At 62.8% G+C, this 15,568-nt stretch carries 15 protein-coding genes; 6 read left to right on the forward strand and 9 right to left on the reverse strand.

Annotated elements, in window-relative coordinates; translation table 11 throughout:
- The first annotated feature begins 34 nt into the window (after positions 1–34).
- Together acs and AWH62_RS11665 are read left to right on the forward strand one after the other, a co-directional pair.
- Positions 35–1,990: an acetate--CoA ligase gene (gene acs / locus AWH62_RS11660; protein ID WP_075190679.1), complete on the forward strand. Its 1,956-nt coding sequence runs from the start codon at positions 35–37 to the stop codon at positions 1,988–1,990.
- A complete protein-coding gene (locus AWH62_RS11665; protein WP_143743032.1) occupies positions 1,987–2,508 on the forward strand; it encodes a hypothetical protein in 522 nt (173 codons plus the stop codon). The genes acs and AWH62_RS11665 overlap by 4 nt, the downstream gene beginning before the upstream one ends.
- Before the next feature lie 86 nt (positions 2,509–2,594).
- Here AWH62_RS11665 and aceB read toward each other — a convergent pair whose 3' ends face one another.
- Both aceB and aceA read right to left on the reverse strand, forming a co-directional pair.
- Positions 2,595–4,238 carry a malate synthase A gene (gene aceB, locus AWH62_RS11670; RefSeq protein ID WP_075190681.1) on the reverse strand — a complete coding sequence of 548 codons (1,644 nt, stop codon included), beginning with the start codon at positions 4,236–4,238 and terminating at the stop codon, positions 2,595–2,597.
- Between the two features lie 82 nt (positions 4,239–4,320).
- Positions 4,321–5,607, reverse strand: coding sequence for an isocitrate lyase (gene aceA, locus AWH62_RS11675; RefSeq protein ID WP_075190682.1), 1,287 nt, complete (start codon positions 5,605–5,607; stop codon positions 4,321–4,323).
- Positions 5,608–5,766: 159 nt separating this feature from the next.
- On the opposite strand from aceA, the gene AWH62_RS11680 reads away from it, so the two are divergent.
- The 3 genes from AWH62_RS11680 (at position 5,767) to AWH62_RS11690 (ending at position 8,003) form a co-directional block, all read left to right on the forward strand.
- Positions 5,767–7,197, forward strand: coding sequence for a short-chain fatty acyl-CoA regulator family protein (locus AWH62_RS11680; protein WP_075190683.1), 1,431 nt, complete (start codon positions 5,767–5,769; stop codon positions 7,195–7,197).
- A gap of 270 nt (positions 7,198–7,467) precedes the next feature.
- Positions 7,468–7,716, forward strand: a complete 249-nt coding sequence (locus AWH62_RS11685) for a type II toxin-antitoxin system ParD family antitoxin (RefSeq protein ID WP_075190684.1) — start codon at positions 7,468–7,470, stop codon at positions 7,714–7,716.
- Positions 7,713–8,003 carry a type II toxin-antitoxin system RelE/ParE family toxin gene (locus AWH62_RS11690; protein WP_075190685.1) on the forward strand — a complete coding sequence of 97 codons (291 nt, stop codon included), beginning with the start codon at positions 7,713–7,715 and terminating at the stop codon, positions 8,001–8,003. Before AWH62_RS11685 ends, AWH62_RS11690 begins: the two co-directional genes overlap by 4 nt.
- Positions 8,004–8,074: 71 nt before the next feature.
- Here the strand turns inward: AWH62_RS11690 and AWH62_RS11695 are convergent, their stop codons facing one another.
- Positions 8,075–9,166: a ferritin-like domain-containing protein gene (locus AWH62_RS11695; protein ID WP_075190686.1), complete on the reverse strand. Its 1,092-nt coding sequence runs from the start codon at positions 9,164–9,166 to the stop codon at positions 8,075–8,077.
- A 280-nt stretch (positions 9,167–9,446) separates the two neighbouring features.
- Here AWH62_RS11695 and AWH62_RS11700 point away from each other — a divergent pair, with 280 nt between their 5' ends.
- Positions 9,447–9,914 (forward strand): DUF1203 domain-containing protein, encoded by a 468-nt coding sequence (locus tag AWH62_RS11700; protein ID WP_075190687.1) that lies wholly within the window; start codon positions 9,447–9,449, stop codon positions 9,912–9,914.
- Positions 9,915–9,925: 11 nt separating this feature from the next.
- Here the strand turns inward: AWH62_RS11700 and AWH62_RS11705 are convergent, their stop codons facing one another.
- The 6 genes from AWH62_RS11705 to AWH62_RS11730 form a co-directional block, all read right to left on the reverse strand.
- Positions 9,926–11,521, reverse strand: coding sequence for an AbgT family transporter (locus AWH62_RS11705; RefSeq protein WP_075190688.1), 1,596 nt, complete (start codon positions 11,519–11,521; stop codon positions 9,926–9,928).
- A 70-nt stretch (positions 11,522–11,591) separates the two neighbouring features.
- A complete protein-coding gene (locus AWH62_RS11710; protein ID WP_083635167.1) occupies positions 11,592–11,930 on the reverse strand; it encodes a DUF1467 family protein in 339 nt (112 codons plus the stop codon).
- Positions 11,927–12,346, reverse strand: a complete 420-nt coding sequence (gene mce, locus AWH62_RS11715) for a methylmalonyl-CoA epimerase (RefSeq protein WP_075190689.1) — start codon at positions 12,344–12,346, stop codon at positions 11,927–11,929. Before mce ends, AWH62_RS11710 begins: the two co-directional genes overlap by 4 nt.
- A gap of 16 nt (positions 12,347–12,362) precedes the next feature.
- A complete protein-coding gene (locus tag AWH62_RS11720; RefSeq protein ID WP_369823715.1) occupies positions 12,363–13,982 on the reverse strand; it encodes a ribonuclease J in 1,620 nt (539 codons plus the stop codon).
- Positions 13,983–14,029: 47 nt separating this feature from the next.
- On the reverse strand, positions 14,030–14,809 hold the full coding sequence (locus tag AWH62_RS11725; protein WP_075190691.1) for a type III pantothenate kinase: 780 nt from the start codon (positions 14,807–14,809) through the stop codon (positions 14,030–14,032).
- A 2-nt stretch (positions 14,810–14,811) separates the two neighbouring features.
- The gene (locus AWH62_RS11730; protein ID WP_075190692.1) at positions 14,812–15,564 is read right to left on the reverse strand and encodes a biotin--[acetyl-CoA-carboxylase] ligase; all 753 of its coding nucleotides are present in this window, start codon (positions 15,562–15,564) and stop codon (positions 14,812–14,814) included.
- Positions 15,565–15,568: the final 4 nt, after the last annotated feature.

Genomic DNA, 15,568 nt, shown 5'->3' on the forward strand with positions numbered 1-15,568 from the left:
GACCCTGAAGTGCTGACCCGCGCGGAGCCCGACCATGTCCCACACCGATCCGAACGCCCTATTCCCGGTCCCCGCCGATCGTGCCGCGACCGCCGGCATTGATGCCGCACGCTATGCCGACATGTATCGCCGCTCAATCGAGACGCCCGATGATTTTTGGCGGGAGGAGGCGCAGCGGATCAACTGGATGACCCCCTTCACCGAGATCTCGGACGTCAGCTGGAACAAGGCCGACCTGCACATCCGCTGGTTCGCCGACGGCACGCTGAACGCCTCGGCCAATTGTATCGACCGGCACTTGCCCGAACGCGCCGACGATACCGCCATCATCTGGGAGGGCGATGACCCGGCCGTCGATGCCACCATCACCTATGGCCAGTTGCACGAACAGGTCTGCCGCCTCGCCAACGGACTCAAATCCATCGGCGTGAAAAAGGGTGACAGGGTCACGATCTACATGCCGATGATCCCGGAGGCGGCCTATGCCATGCTGGCCTGCGCCCGCATCGGCGCGGTGCATTCGGTGGTGTTCGGCGGATTCTCTCCGGACGCCCTGGCCGGGCGCATCACCGATTGCGAAAGCCGCTTCGTCATCACAGCGGATGAAGGTCTGCGCGGCGGCAAGCCGATCCCGCTGAAGGCCAATGTCGACAAGGCGGTGGCGACCGCCGGCATTGTCGACAAGGTGATCATGGTCAAGCGCACCGGCGGCACTGTCGGCTGGGATGACAGCCGCGATGTCGCTTATGAGAGCCTGGTCGCTGCGGCCAGTCCTGATTGTCCGCCCGAACCGATGAAAGCCGAGGATCCGCTCTTCATCCTCTACACCTCCGGCTCGACCGGAAAGCCCAAGGGCGTGTTGCACACCACCGGCGGCTACATGGTCTGGGCGTCGATGACGCATGAATATGTCTTCGACTACAAAAAGGGCGAAATCTATTGGTGCACGGCTGATGTCGGCTGGGTCACCGGCCACACCTATATCGTCTACGGACCACTCGCCAATGGCGCCACCACGCTGATGTTCGAAGGCGTGCCGACCTGGCCCGGTCCGGACCGCTTGTGGCAGGTCGTCGACAAGCACCAGGTCAACACTTTCTACACCGCCCCGACCGCCATCCGCGCCCTGATGCGCGAAGGCGATGAGCCGGTGAAGAAGCACGCCCGCGCCTCGCTGCGCCTGCTCGGAACGGTCGGCGAACCGATCAATCCGGAAGCCTGGAACTGGTATTACAACGTGGTCGGTGAGGCCCGCTGCCCGATCGTGGACACCTGGTGGCAGACCGAGACGGGCGGTGCGCTGATCACGCCCCTGCCCGGCGCGACCGATCTCAAGCCCGGCTCTGCCACCACACCGATCTTCGGGGTCGAACCCGCCCTGATGGATGCAGAAGGCCAGCGCGTCAGCGACAGTGGCGCGGCCAGCGGCAATCTGGTCATTTGCCAGTCATGGCCAGGTCAGGCGCGGACAATTTACGGCGATCACGACCGCTTCGTGGAAACCTATTTCTCTACCTATCCCGGCTATTATTTCACCGGTGACGGCGCCCGCCGAGACGAGGACGGATATTGGTGGATCACCGGCCGGGTCGATGATGTGCTCAATGTCTCCGGCCACCGTCTGGGTACGGCCGAGATCGAGAGCGCACTGGTCGCCCATGACGATGTCGCGGAAGCCGCCGTGGTCGGCTATCCGCATGATGTGAAGGGTCAGGGCATATATTGCTATGTCACGCTGATGGGTGGCCGCGAACCAGCCGATGGCGATGTCGACCTGTTGAAAAAATGGGTGCGCCAGGAAATCGGTCCCGTCGCGACACCGGACCTGATCCAGTTCGCGCCCGCCCTTCCCAAGACGCGGTCCGGCAAGATCATGCGCCGCATCCTGCGCAAAATCGCCGAGAACGAGTTTGGCAATCTCGGTGACACGTCTACACTGGCCGACCCGGGCGTCGTAGACGACCTGATCGCAAACCGGAAGAATCGATGAAACGTGTTTTAGCGCTTGCCTCCACCACCGCCGTGTTGGGTCTGTCAGCCTGTGCGACAGAAACGGTTCCCATGTGTCGGGCGCCGATGACCTACGAAATGGCGGCCTTCTCCGCGATCATCAGCCACAATGAAACCGCGGTCGCCGACGCGATGGCGCCGGGCCTGCTGCAAAACGCCTTCATCTCGCGCGATCCGATGGTGCGCAGCCATGTCTGGGGCAGTGACGGCAATACGCGCGGCACGGTCACCGGCATGCTGAGCCAACCCCCATTGTGCATTTTCGACGATCCGGGCTTTGTGGCGACGGAAGCCTCGCGCCAGATCCTGGTCTATCCGCAGCGCGCCCATGACCGGGTCGCCCCGCCGGTGGAAACCCCGCTGGCCGACGCGCCCCTGCCCTGGGGCACTTATCGCGGCGATTACATGACCTGTCGTTTCGAACAGACCGCCACGGGCTGGAAGCTGGCGGATCTGTGCGGTTATCGGATGCCGGGAGCGCCGAGCGTCACCGGTTAAACGAAATGCGGGGCCCGGGCCGGTCTTTTCGACCTCACCCGAACCCCGCGCCTGAGACGACCAACCGTCATCAGCTCATTGTTTGACTAGTCCTCGAATTCCATCAGCTTCATCGGCGCCTTGAGTTCCGAGGTCAGCCGGTCATAGGCCGGCAGGGTCAGGAATTCGGCGAACTCGGTCGACAGGACCAACTCGGTGAGGATGTCGGCAGCAGCACGGATACGGTCGCACAGCTCGGCCTGGTCCGGCACCTCGTCCTGGATCGAGGAACAGATATCCTCGATCTTGTTCCCCAGCATCGGGCCGGTCAGCTCGACACCTTCGGCGGTCGACTTGCCGAATGTGCGCCATTGCCAGAGCTGGGCGCGGGCGATCTCGGCCGTCGCGGCATCTTCCATCAGATTGCGGATCGGCACGGCACCGCGACCACCCAGCCAAGCGGCAATATAGCGGATGGCGACGTCGATATTGTCGTTGACGCCGGCATCGGTGATGTCGCCGGCCGGAGCCTCGAGCAATTGCTGCGTGGTCACCGGACGCTCATGCGGATCGGCGGGACGCTCCAGCTGGTTCGGGCCCTTCATGTGCTGGTTGAAGACTTCCATCGCGACAGGGACCAGGTCCGGGTGAGCGACCCAGGTGCCGTCATGCCCATTCTTGACTTCGCGCAGCTTATCCTCACGGACCTTCTCGGTCGCGGCGGCATTGGCTTCCGGATCATTCTTGACCGGGATGAAGGCCGACATGCCGCCCATGGCGTGGGCACCACGGCGGTGACAGACCGCCACCACACGGCGCGAATAGGCAGCCATGAAGGGCACGCTCATCGTCACGGCAGACCGATCCGGCAGGACATGGTCGGGGCGTGACTTCAAGCGCTTGATATAGCTGAAGATATAATCCCAACGGCCGCAATTGAGGCCGACGATATGGTCTTTCAGCTCGTAGAGGATTTCATCCAGCTCGAAGGCGGCCGGCAGGGTCTCGATCAGCACGGTGGCGCGCAGCGTGCCACGCTCCAGGCCGAGTTCATCCTCGGCATGCTGAAAGACCAGGCTCCACAGACGCGCTTCCAGCCGGCTTTCCAGCTTGGGCAGGTAGAAATACGGCGCCGTGCCGCGTTCCTTCAGGGCCGCGTGATTGTGGAAGACATAGAGGCCGAAATCGAACAGTGAGCCGGAAATGGCCTGGCCGTTGACATGGACATGGCGCTCGTCGAGATGCCAGCCGCGCGGACGGACGATCAGCACTGCCGCATCATCCTTGACCTGGTAACGCTTGTTATTCTTCGGATCGGTGAAATCGATGTCGCGCAGATTGGCATCGCGCAGATTGATCTGGCCCTCGATCAGATTCGACCACAAGGGTGCGGTCGCATCCTCGAAATCGGCCATGAAACATTTGGCGCCGGAATTGAGCGCATTGACGACCATCTTGCGATCCACCGGGCCGGTGATCTCGACGCGGCGGTCCTGCAGGTCGGCAGGGGCCGGACGGACCTTCCATTCGCCCGAACGGATATCGACGGTCTCGTGCGGGAACATCAGCAAGGCACCCTGGTCGAGTTCGGCCTGGCGCTCCTTGCGATAGCGCAGCAGGGACTGGCGACGCTTTTCGAAACGGCGGTGCAGGCCGGCCAGGAAGCCGAGGGCTTCATGGCTGAGAATGTCGCGATAGCCGGGCTCAAGATGGCCCAGGACTTCGACGCCGGAAGGGGCAATGAGGGTCATGTCAGTCTCCTGGATGGGGCGGAGAGAAGACCGGGGTGCGCTCGGAGGGATCGCACCCCGGCAAGGAGCAGTGAGTGTGGCGTTACTCGGCTGCGAATTGGGACGACTCGGTGGACTCACCCATGGCCGTCGTCGAGGCCGTGCCGCCGGAAATGGCGAGCGAGACCTTGTCGAAATAGCCGGTGCCGACTTCGCGCTGGTGGCGCGTCGCGGTGTAGCCGTCTTTTTCCGAAGCAAACTCGGCCTGCTGCAACTCGGAATAGGCGCCCATGCCGCGCGACTTGTAGCCGCGAGCCAGTTCGAACATGCCGTGATTGAGCTGGTGGAAGCCGGCCAGGGTCACGAACTGGAACTTGTAGCCCATGGCGCCGAGTTCCTGCTGGTAGGTTTCGATCGTGGCCTTATCGAGATTGGCTTCCCAGTTGAAGGACGGCGAGCAATTATACGCCATCATCTTGCCCGGGAATTCCTTCTGGATCGCCTCGGCGAAACGGCGGGCTTCGTCGAGATTCGGCTTGGAGGTTTCCCACCACAACAGGTCGGCGATCTTGGCATAGGCCAGGCCACGCTTGATGCAGTGATCAACGCCAACGCCTTCCTTCAGGCGGAAAAAGCCTTCCGGCGTCCGTCCGGCATCGAAATCGATGAATTCATGGTCGCGCTCGTCGATATCGGAATTGATGAGATTGGCAGATTCGGCGTCTGTCCGGGCAACCGTGATCGTCGAGACACCCATCACGTCGGCGGCGAGACGGGCCGCAGCGAGATTGCGCTCATGCTGGCTGGTCGGGATCAGGACCTTGCCGCCGAGATGGCCACACTTCTTTTCCGCCGCGACCTGGTCCTCGAAATGGACGCCGGCAGCACCGGCCTCGATGAAGGCCTTCATGATCTCAAAGCAGTTCAGCGTGCCACCAAAACCGGCTTCAGCATCGGCAACGATCGGGGCAAACCAGTCACGGCTGGCTTCGCCGGTCTCGCTGACTTCAATCTGGTCGGCGCGTTGCAGGGCGCGATTGATCTTCTTGGCCAGTTCCGGGGCCGAATTGGCCGGATAGAGCGACTGGTCCGGATACATCGTGCCGGCGGTATTGGCGTCGGCGGCAACCTGCCAACCGGACAGGTAGATGGCTTTCAGCCCGGCGCGGACCATTTGCATGGCCTGGTTGCCCGACAGCGCGCCCAGAGCGTTGATGTAGGGCTCGGTCTTGAGGAGTTCCCACAGCTTGTTGGCACCGCGCTCGGCCAAGGTCTGGCTGATGGTGACCGAGCCGCGCAGCTTTTGCACATCTTCGGGGGAGTAGGGACGCTCGATACCGTTGAAACGATCATCGGCCGTGTTGGGGACCAGTTCCGCAAAAGTCGTCATTTTTGTCTCCGTTCCGGCTTGGCCGGTTTGGCTGGCTTGATATTGACCTCAAGCTGTCAAACGGAACGGGGCCTGTCGATATGGCTTTTCCTATAAAGAGGTTTGCGTGTATGATCATTACATTGTGTTGATGTCAGTTTGTAAATATTGGTACAAATCATGAGCGACAACCAGGCTTTCGAGAAAATCTTCGCCGGCGCCCGCCTGCGCCGTTTGCGGCGCGAACGCGGCATGACCCAGGCCGAGGCCGCCGAGGCGCTGGGCCTGTCGGCGAGCTATCTCAACCTCCTGGAACGCAATCAGCGACCGGTCACCGCGCGGGTACTGCTGGCCCTGGCCGAAGCCTTCGATGTCGATGTCCGCAGCTTTGCCAATGAGAGCGATCGGCAATTGATCGCCGACCTGGCCGAAGCCGCCGCCGACCCGGTCCTTGCCGGTCTGGAGCTGGACCGGATGGAGCTCAACGAGCTGGCCGACAGCCAGCCGCGCGCCGCCGAGGCCCTCACCCGCCTGTTCCAATCCTATCGCGAAATGGCGACCGCGACCGCTGACATGGCGACCCGCATGTCTGGCCCCGGTGCGACGACCGGCGGTCCCGGGGCGGTGCTGGAATCGGTGCGCAATGCCATCGACGCCCATCATAATCACTTCCCGGATCTCGAAGAGGCCGCCGAGGCCCTGTGCGACCGGGCCGGGCTGCGCAGCCGCAATCGCGACCAGGCGCTGGCCGCCTATCTGCAGGAACAGCATGGCTTCACGGTGCGTGTGCTTGATGAAGAGGTGATGGCCGGGGCGCGGCGGCGCCTCGATTTTCACGGCCGTCGGCTGCTCCTGTCGGAAACACTCGCCCCCGCCTCGCGCGGCTTTCACATGGCGGTCGTACTGGCCTCGCTGGAACAGGCCGAGCTGCTCGACCGCCTGTGTGACCAGATCGACCTGCCCAGCGCCGAAGGCCGGCGCCTGCTGAAGATCGGCCTCGCGAACTACTTCGCCGGCGCCGTACAAATGCCCTATGCCGCCTTCCACCGCGCCGCCGAGACCCATCGCTATCATCTCGGCGTGCTGCAACGCCGCTTCGAAGCCAGCTATGAACAGGTCTGTCATCGCCTGACGACACTGCAACGCCCCGGCGCGCGCGGCCTGCCCTTCTTCATGATCCGCGTCGATGCGGCGGGCAATGTCTCCAAGCGCTTCGGCGGCGGCATCATGCCCTTTGCCCGCGCCGGCGGCGGCTGCCCGAAATGGAATCTCTACGATGCCTTGCGCCTGCCCGAGCGTATCCTGACCCAGTCCTTCGAACTGCCCGACGGCACCCGCATGCTGTCGCTCGCCCGCGGCCAGTCGACGCAAGGCCCGACCGGCCAGCCGCCAACCCTGCACGCGATTGCCTTGGGCTGTGATTGGGACAATGCCGGCAAGATCGCCCACGCAGACGGGATGGGCGACGCCCGCCCCGCCCCGATCGGCCTCGCCTGCCGCCTGTGCGAACGCGAAGACTGTGCCCAGCGCGCCTTCCCGCCGCTCAACAGAAAGCTGACCATGGATCCGCACCAGCTGAGGGCCTCGCCCTATGCGTTTGGGGAGAGTTGAGGGGGTGGAGGCTGGCGCCACAACTCAACTAAGGGCGCGCCGCGCGAGGCCATCCATAAATCGCTTGCCGAGAGAAAGCCGCATCCGTGTCTTCAGCTCAAGGGACTTGTCCGCGAAGCGGCGCCTGCGGCGCCCTTGACCTGAAGACACGGATGCGGCCCGCTGGCTAACAAGCGGTCTATGGCCCAACGCGCGCAAGCGCGCCCGGTTTTCACTGGTCGCTTGGCCAAGTTGCCGCTATATTCATTTTGAATATCCAGGAGCACAATCATGGCATCAACCAGCCTCTCCCTCGGCCCCTACTGGGAATCCTACATCCGGGATGAGGTCGCAAGCGGTCGCTATGGCACCGCCAGTGAAGTCGTGCGGGCTGCCCTGCGAGAACTCGAAGGACGCGGCGCACGACTTGCTGCCCTGCAACGCCATGTCCGAGAAGGCCTTGGCGAAGCGGACCAGGAAGCCTTCATTGATCACTACGATATCGAAGCCATCATCGCCGAGGCTGGGCGAGAGGCATGACACAACGTGTGCGGCTTACGCCGCGCGCCGTTGCAGATCTCAAAGCCATCGCCCGCTACACCACGCAGAAGTGGGGCCATGCGCAATGTCAGAGTTATCTGCGCAGCTTGGACGCCCGCTTCAGCTGGCTCGCGGAACACCCGACGACCGGGCGTGCACGCAATGACGTCGCCGATCGTTCGCGGTCATTCCGCCACAATGCGCACATTGTTTTCTATCGCATCCGCGATAACGGTATTGACGTGCTCGCAGTTGTGCATAGCGCCATGGATGTCGACGGAGTCTGATCCCCAAAAGAAAAGGGCCCCGCGCAATGCGAGGCCCCAAGTCCGGGATACTGTGTGTGAGCCGGTCCGGCCTACTCGGCCATGCCACCTACCGCATGCACATAGGCTGTGCGCACGTCCTGGTGCTTGACGGTGTCGAGCTCCCTAGCGATTTCCTCGTCCTGCTTGGCCAGGGCGTCGAGATCCTGGTCGGCATAATGCAGCACGCCCATATCGGCATAGGCGGCCTGGATTTTCGGACCCCACAGGCCGATATCCTTCACCACCGGTACGATGCGCTGGAACAGCAAGGTCTTGAACAGCTTGTTCATTTCCGACTGCTCGGCCCAGGCGACGCATTCTTCCACCGGCAGGCCCATGACTTCATAGACTTCCCGCGCCTGGAAGCGGTCGCGCATGTGGTAGCAGGCCTCGACCAGGAATTCCTCGCGCTCGTCGCGCTCGGCCTGGGTCAGGTGGGGATAATAGTCGCGCAGTGACAGGCGACCGAAGGCAACATGGCGCGCCTCGTCTTCCATCACATAGGCATTGACCATCTTGGCCAACGGATTCTGGGCCAGATCACGGATCGTGCCGAAGGCGGCCAGGGCCAGGCCTTCAATGACGACCTGCATGGCCAGATAGGTAAAGTCCCAGCGGCTGTCGCGCAGGGCTTGGTCGACCAGTTGGCGCAGCGGTTCGGTCATCGGATAGGCGACGCCGAACTTGGTCATCAGATTCTTGTAGGCCTCAACATGGCGGGCCTCGTCCATGACCTGGGTGGCGGCGTAGAATTTGGCGTCGAGATCGGGCACTGATTCGACGATCTTGGCAGCGCAGATCAAAGCAGCCTGCTCGCCTTGCATGAATTGCGAGATATTCCAGGCCTGGGCATGACGGCGGAACGCGATCTGTTCCTTTTTCGTCATTTTCTCCCACATCGGAGAGCCGTGCAGCGCGATGCCTTCATCAGGCAGCTGCATCGGGTTTTCCGGGTCCAACTCGAGCGTCCAGTCGATGCGATTGACCGCATCCCACTGCATGTCCTTGCCCTTCTGGTACAGGTGCATGAGGGTCGAGCGACCTTCGTCATACTCAAAGTCGAAAGTGGCGTTGAATTGTTCCGGCACCGACCAGTTCTTGTCGATGTCCTGCATCGGATATAGATCGCGAAGCGATGCCATGGCGCGTTTCCTCCCCAGGAGCGACCAAACGTGTCTTGCGTTGTTCCTTGATAGCGCAACGCGAATTGGTGAACAATGTTCACAACACGAACGTCTGTCATATCGAGCCGCTTGGCAAGTCCTGATACGAAATGTGATCGCAAAATCGGCATGCACCTTTGTCCCCGCACGCGCAAACTACCACGTGCCGCGGCACCTCGCGGTCCTATCGCAAGTAACGGGTGGGCGCCGCCGGCCGAACGCGGCAGCGTGCCGACGTCAAATCACGCGGAGACTTGCCATGCCCTTCACGATCACCGGCCTCGCACCGGACGCCTTCACGCCCCTCTTCAGCCTCGACGATAAAACCCTCGCCGCCCGCGGGATCGTCCGCACGACCGCGAACGCCAAGCCGGGCTTTCCCTGCCGGGTCACCCTGGAAGATGCCGAACCGGGCGAAGACCTGCTCCTGCTCAATTATGAGAGCCATTCGGCTGGAACACCCTATCGCAGCAGTTATGCGATTTATGTTCGAAAAAATGCCAGGGAAGCCGCCCGCTATCACGACGAAATTCCGCCGGTGATGCGCGGCCGCCCCCTCGCCCTGCGCCTATTTGACGAGACCGGCATGCTGGTCGGCGCCGACCTGTCGCTGGATGGTGACCCGACCAGCAAGATCCAGACTGCCCTGGCCCGCGAGGACGTCGCCTATATCGACGTCCACAATGCCGCGCACGGGTGCTTTGCGGCGCGGGTCAATCGAAGCTAGCGCCCCCGGGGCTACTCGCCGGCCGGATAATAGGTCGGCGAGCCGGGCCCAACCGGCAGGTCAAATCCGAACGTCCACAGGAAAAAGAAGCCGGACCAGAACAATATGAAAAAGATCGAATACGGCAACATCATCGCAATCAGCGTGCCGACCCCGAGGTTACGGTCATAGCGCGTCGCCCAGGCGAGGATGAGGCCGAAATAACTCATCATGGGCGTGATGATATTGGTCGTTGAGTCCCCGATCCGGTAGGCCGCCTGGATCACTTCCGGGGCATAACCGATCAGCATCAGCATCGGCACGAAGATCGGCGCCGTCACGGCCCACTGGGCCGAGGCGGAGCCGAGCGACAGGTTGATGACCGCACACATCAGGATGAAGAGGAAGAAGACCAGCGGTCCGGTCAGCCCGCTGTCCTGCAGGAATTGGGCGCCTGTCACCGCCGTGATGGCACCGAGATTGGTCCAGCCGAAAAAAGCGACGAACTGGGCGGCAAAGAAGACCAGGACGATATAGAGACCGAGCGAGCCAAGTGCCGCCGCCATCGCGTTGATGACGTCGCGATCAGTCTTCATTGAACCCGTCGCGCGGCCATAGGCATAGCCGCCCGCCACGAAGAAGATCAGGATCCAGACCACGAAGCCACGGAAGAAGGGCGAGTTGATGCGGTCGCCGGTTTCAGGATTGCGCAATACGCCCCACTCGGGAACGAGGGTCAGCGCCATCAGGGCAAAGACGCCGAGAATGGCAAGACCGGCCCAGCCAAGCCCCTTGCGCTCTGTGTCCTGCAGCGGCTGCATCATGTTCTTGTCGAGCACCGTGTCGTCGGCCCGCGACGGATCGTAATCGCCCAGTTTCGGCTCGACGATGAAGATCGTGACCAGCGACCCGATGCCGGTGATCAGGAAGGTGGAGACGAACATGAAATACCAGTTGGCCGTCGCGACCACGACATAGTCCGGATCGATCAGGCGGGCGGCTTCCTGGGTGATGCCAGCCAGCAGCGGATCAATCGTCCCAATGAGGAGATTGGCGCTATAGCCGCCGGACACACCGGCAAAGGCCGCCGCCATGCCCGCCAAGGGATGACGTCCGAGCGCATAGAAGATTGCGCCGGCGAGCGGGATCAGAACGACATAGCCAACCTCGGACGCCGTGTTGGAGATAATCCCGGCAAACACGATGGCGACCGTGACGACATGGCGCGGCGCCGACAGGACCATGGCGCGAACCGCCGCTGACAGCAGGCCGGACTTCTCGGCCACACCGACTCCCAGCATCGCCACCAGGACAACGCCAAGCGGCGCGAAGCCGGTAAAATTGGTGACGAGACTGGTCCAAATCCGGCGAACACCGTCCCCATTCATAAGGCTGACCACCCGGATCATGCCGTCTTCTGCGACACCACGTCCGCCGGCCGGTCGCGGGTCTTCAACGGCCAGACCGAACGAACCCAGCAGGCCGGACAACAGCACGATACCGACTGCCAGAAGGGCGAACAGCGTCACCGGGTGAGGCAGGAGATTGCCCAGCCATTCCACACCATCAAGAAAACGGGTGAAGGCGCCGCGACGTTTGCCACCGGCCTGTTGCGAACTGTCGGTCATTGAATGTCCCCTCAATGGTCGGCCTCCGGCTCGCTCCCCGGTCCGGATGCCCTGCTGTCAAATCCGTGTCTCAGTAGAACCGGGTCGGCATGAATTGCGCCATCACACCACTCTCGGTGATCGCGAAATAGAGAATCCAGGCGATCGAAGTCACGATCGTGGTCCACCACATTTTGCGGGCCAGGTTCGGGGCCTGTGGCGCCCCCGGCTCGGAGCCGGAGACGACATCGCCGGCCTCTTCCTGTGACCGCACACCGATCGGCAGCATCATGAAGAAGAACAGCCACCAGACGATCAGGAAAACCACCAGACCATTGATGACTCCGACCCCGCCATCGCGGATGAAGAAGCCCTTGAGCCAAAGAATGGCGGCGATGGCGACCGGCAGATAACCAATATAGCGTTTCATCGCGCCGGCTCCTGCATCAGCTCGATCAACTGGCCATGGCTGTCCTTGGGGTGGATGAAGATCACCGGCACGCCATGCGCCCCGATATAGGGCTCGCCCGTGCCGAGAACGGTCGCGCCCTTGGCCACCATGTCATCGCGGGCAGCGATGATATCGGCGACCTCGAAGCAGAGATGGTGCTGACCACCCTTGGGATTGCGCTCGAGAAATTTGTGAAGCGGGCTCGTCTCGCCGGACGGTTCGATCAGCTCGATCTCGGAATTGTCGAGATGGACGAAGGCCACCTTCACGCCCAGATGCGGGAAATCCTTCGTCTCGGTGGCGTCACGGGCGCCGTAGAGATCGGCATAGGTTTTCTTGGCCGCCTCGATATCAGGGACGGCCACGCCAACATGGTTCAAACGTCCGATTTTCATCGACGATCTCCCTTGGTCAGACTTCCAGCATCATGATCTCGACCCAGGGTTTCTTGCCCCAGATCCGGCTTGCCTCGCGCCGGACCGCGCGGCGGACCTCTTCCTCGGCCAGTTCCACATCGCGGCGATCGCGTTTGGACAGGCGCTCGAAGGCGCGCTCGGCCTCGTCGGCCATGGCATCGGCAAAATCATCAAGCGATGTTTCGGCATCCTCCGGCACGCCCTGCAGACGCACTTCCGGACCGGACATGATCTCGCCCTTCTCGCTGACGGCCATCGCCAGGGTTACCTGGCCGGCATGGGCCAGCTTGCGGCGTTCACGCATCGAGGCCGCACCGGCATCCACCAGGAAATTGCCGTCGACATGAAGCCGGCTGGCCGGTGCCTCATCAATGATGGAAGCCGTCCCGTCCGACCGGATTTCGACCATGTCGCCATTGCGCACCGAGACCGCGTGCGGCACCTGCAGCTCACGGGCAAAATCGGCATGTTCGAGCAGGTGACGGCGCTCGCCATGCACCGGGATGGCGACTTTCGGCTTGGCCCACGCATACATCTGCGCCAGCTCGTCGCGGCAGGGATGGCCGGAGACGTGGATCGGCCGGGTCTTCTCGGTGATGATGTGGACACCGCGCTCGGCGAGCTGGTTCTGCAGCTCGAAAATGCCCAGCTCATTGCCCGGAATCACCCGGCTGGAAAAGATCACCGTATCGCCGTTGCTGAGCGAGACATTGCGGTGATTGCCGGCGGCAATGCGCGACAGGGCGGCGCGGGGCTCGCCTTGGGAGCCGGTGCACAGATAGAGGATTTTTTCCGGCGGCAGGAAGCCCGCCTCCTCTTCGCTGATGAAGTCCTGGACGTGCTGCAGCAGACCGACCGCCTTGGCGGCCGCCGTCATGCGGTGCATCGAGCGCCCGACCAGACAAACCCGGCGCCCATTGGCTTCGGCGGCCTCGATCGAGGATTGCAGGCGCGCGACATTGGAGGCGAAAGCCGCGATGGCGACCTTGCCGGTCTTGTGCTCGCCGACCACCTTGATCAGCTCGTCACGGACATCGCCCTCCGAGCCACTCTCGCCCGGCGAGAACACATTGGTGCTGTCGCAAATCATTGCCAGCACGCCTTCATCGCCAATGGCGGAAATGGCGTCGCCGTCAGTGACCTCGCCGATCATCGGCGCCGGGTCGATTTTCCAGTCGCCGGTGTGCAGGACCATGCCGGCCGGGGTGCGGATGGCGATCCCGTTCGGTTCCGGAATCGAGTGGGTCAGGGTCACCAGTTGCAGGTCGAACGGGCCGAGATTGAAGCGGCTGTCGAGTGCGATCTCGTGCAGTTCGACCTCGTCCAGCAAACCGTATTCCCGGAGCCTGTCACGCACCAGCCAAGCGGTGAAGGGCGTTGCCCAGATCGGGCAGCGCAGCTTGCGCCAGAGATGGGCGACGGCCCCCATATGGTCTTCATGGGCATGGGTCAGCACCATGCCGATCAGGTCATCACGACGTTCCTCGATGAAACGGGGATCGGGCATGATCAGATCGACACCGGGCGTCGACAGATCACCGAAGGTGACGCCGCAATCAACGATGATCCATTTTTGTTTTCCCTGCGGCCCATAACCGTAGAGATTGAGGTTCATGCCGATTTCGTTCGATCCGCCCAGCGGCAGGAAGTAGAGGCTATCGGTCACGTATCGGCACCGCCATTGAGTTTCCAGACTTCGAGAAGGCCGCGAATGGTCAGATCCGCGTCATAGTGGTCGATGGCTTTCGAGGCTCCGTCAAACAACGAGACGACGCCGCCGGTCGCGACCACGGTCATGGGTTGGGCGTACTCGGTCTTGAGACGCTGTACCAGCCCGTCAATCAGGTCGATATAGCCCCAGAAGACGCCCGACTGCATCGCCGACACTGTATCCTTGCCCATCACCCTGGTGGGTTTGGCGATGGCGACGCGCGGCAGTTTCGCGGCCGCAACGTGCAACGCCTGCATCGAAAGATTGATCCCCGGCGCGATGATGCCACCCTCAAAGGCGCCATCGGCTGCGATCACGTCAAAGGTCGTGGCAGTGCCGCTGTCAATGATGATCAGGGCGCCGTCATAGACCGCCCGCGCACCCAGCGCGTTGACCAGGCGGTCGGCACCGGCATCCTGCGGCCGCTCGAGCCGGACCTCGATATCCATGCGCACGCCCGGCTCGCCGACGATCACCGGTTCGGTTCTGAAATAGCGTCGCGACAGGTTGCGCAGATTGAACAGGGCCTGCGGCACGACGGTCGAAATCACGCAGTCAGTAATGTCGGAAAAGGCACGCCCCTGCAGCGCCATCAATTGCGACAGCCACACGGCATGCTCGTCCGCCGTGCGCGTCGAGTCGGTGCCTGAGCGCCATTGGGCGACCCAGTCGCTGCCATCATGGATGGCGAACAGCGTATTGGTATTGCCGCAATCAATGGCGAGCAGCATGGCTATCCTTTCATCCCCGGCCCGGGGAAAAACACATCACCTGCGGAGATATACCGGCGACCGCCGCCAACCAAGTCCAGTCGCAGCGCGCCATCAGGGCCAAGATCGGCGAACACGCCCTTGACGGTCTCGCCCTCCAGGCGCGCCTCACAGCGCTCTCCGAGGCCGTGAGCGCGGGTCAGCCAACGATCGCGGATCGGTCCAAAGCCGGCCAAATGCCAAGCCTGTCGTTCGCGCTCGAAGGCGTCAATCAAGGTCACAAGCGCGTCATCCGGCGCCAAGGTCCGGCCATGGCGCGCCAGAGCGGTTGCCGGACGCTCGGCATCATCCGGCGCCTCGGCGAGATTGATGCCGATACCAACGGCAAGCCACAGACCGCCGCCGGGCGCCGGCCCGCTTTCCAGCAGGATACCCGCCACCTTGCGACCGCCCGTGAGCGCATCATTGGGCCATTTGAGACGCGTGAGCGCCGGATCCCGGGTAGCGCTGTCGCATACCGCCGCAACCGCCAACGCCGCGGCGAAGGATAATTCGGCGGCCCGCGCCGGCTCACACTGCAGTGTATAGAGGCCCGTCGTGAAGAGGTTGCCGGTCAGACCGGACCAGACACGCCCGCGCCGGCCACGCCCCGCCGTCTGCCGCCGCGCCGCCAGCCAGAGCGGGCCGCGCTCACCGGCAACGGCCCTCTCCCGGATATCGGCATTGGTCGAGGCGGTTTCCTCGAGCCATTCGATACGGGGTTGCAGGTCGGGCAAGGCG

Source organism: Maricaulis sp. W15 (assembly GCF_001924955.1).
Classification (GTDB): Bacteria; Pseudomonadota; Alphaproteobacteria; order Caulobacterales; family Maricaulaceae; genus Maricaulis; species Maricaulis maris.

Excerpts from the sequence above, each read along its gene's own strand:
- AWH62_RS11700 (WP_075190687.1), top strand. The coding sequence starts at position 9,447 with ATGCCCTTCACGATCACCGGCCTCGCACCGGACGCCTTCACGCCCCTC.
- AWH62_RS11680 (WP_075190683.1), top strand. The coding sequence starts at position 5,767 with ATGAGCGACAACCAGGCTTTCGAGAAAATCTTCGCCGGCGCCCGCCTG.
- AWH62_RS11710 (WP_083635167.1), bottom strand. The coding sequence starts at position 11,930 with ATGAAACGCTATATTGGTTATCTGCCGGTCGCCATCGCCGCCATTCTT.
- AWH62_RS11705 (WP_075190688.1), bottom strand. The coding sequence starts at position 11,521 with ATGACCGACAGTTCGCAACAGGCCGGTGGCAAACGTCGCGGCGCCTTC.
- acs (WP_075190679.1), top strand. The coding sequence starts at position 35 with ATGTCCCACACCGATCCGAACGCCCTATTCCCGGTCCCCGCCGATCGT.
- AWH62_RS11695 (WP_075190686.1), bottom strand. The coding sequence starts at position 9,166 with ATGGCATCGCTTCGCGATCTATATCCGATGCAGGACATCGACAAGAAC.
- mce (WP_075190689.1), bottom strand. The coding sequence starts at position 12,346 with ATGAAAATCGGACGTTTGAACCATGTTGGCGTGGCCGTCCCTGATATC.
- AWH62_RS11665 (WP_143743032.1), top strand. The coding sequence starts at position 1,987 with ATGAAACGTGTTTTAGCGCTTGCCTCCACCACCGCCGTGTTGGGTCTG.
- AWH62_RS11720 (WP_369823715.1), bottom strand. The coding sequence starts at position 13,982 with ATGAACCTCAATCTCTACGGTTATGGGCCGCAGGGAAAACAAAAATGG.
- AWH62_RS11725 (WP_075190691.1), bottom strand. The coding sequence starts at position 14,809 with ATGCTGCTCGCCATTGATTGCGGCAATACCAATACGCTGTTCGCCATC.
- AWH62_RS11690 (WP_075190685.1), top strand. The coding sequence starts at position 7,713 with ATGACACAACGTGTGCGGCTTACGCCGCGCGCCGTTGCAGATCTCAAA.
- AWH62_RS11685 (WP_075190684.1), top strand. The coding sequence starts at position 7,468 with ATGGCATCAACCAGCCTCTCCCTCGGCCCCTACTGGGAATCCTACATC.
- aceA (WP_075190682.1), bottom strand. The coding sequence starts at position 5,607 with ATGACGACTTTTGCGGAACTGGTCCCCAACACGGCCGATGATCGTTTC.
- aceB (WP_075190681.1), bottom strand. The coding sequence starts at position 4,238 with ATGACCCTCATTGCCCCTTCCGGCGTCGAAGTCCTGGGCCATCTTGAG.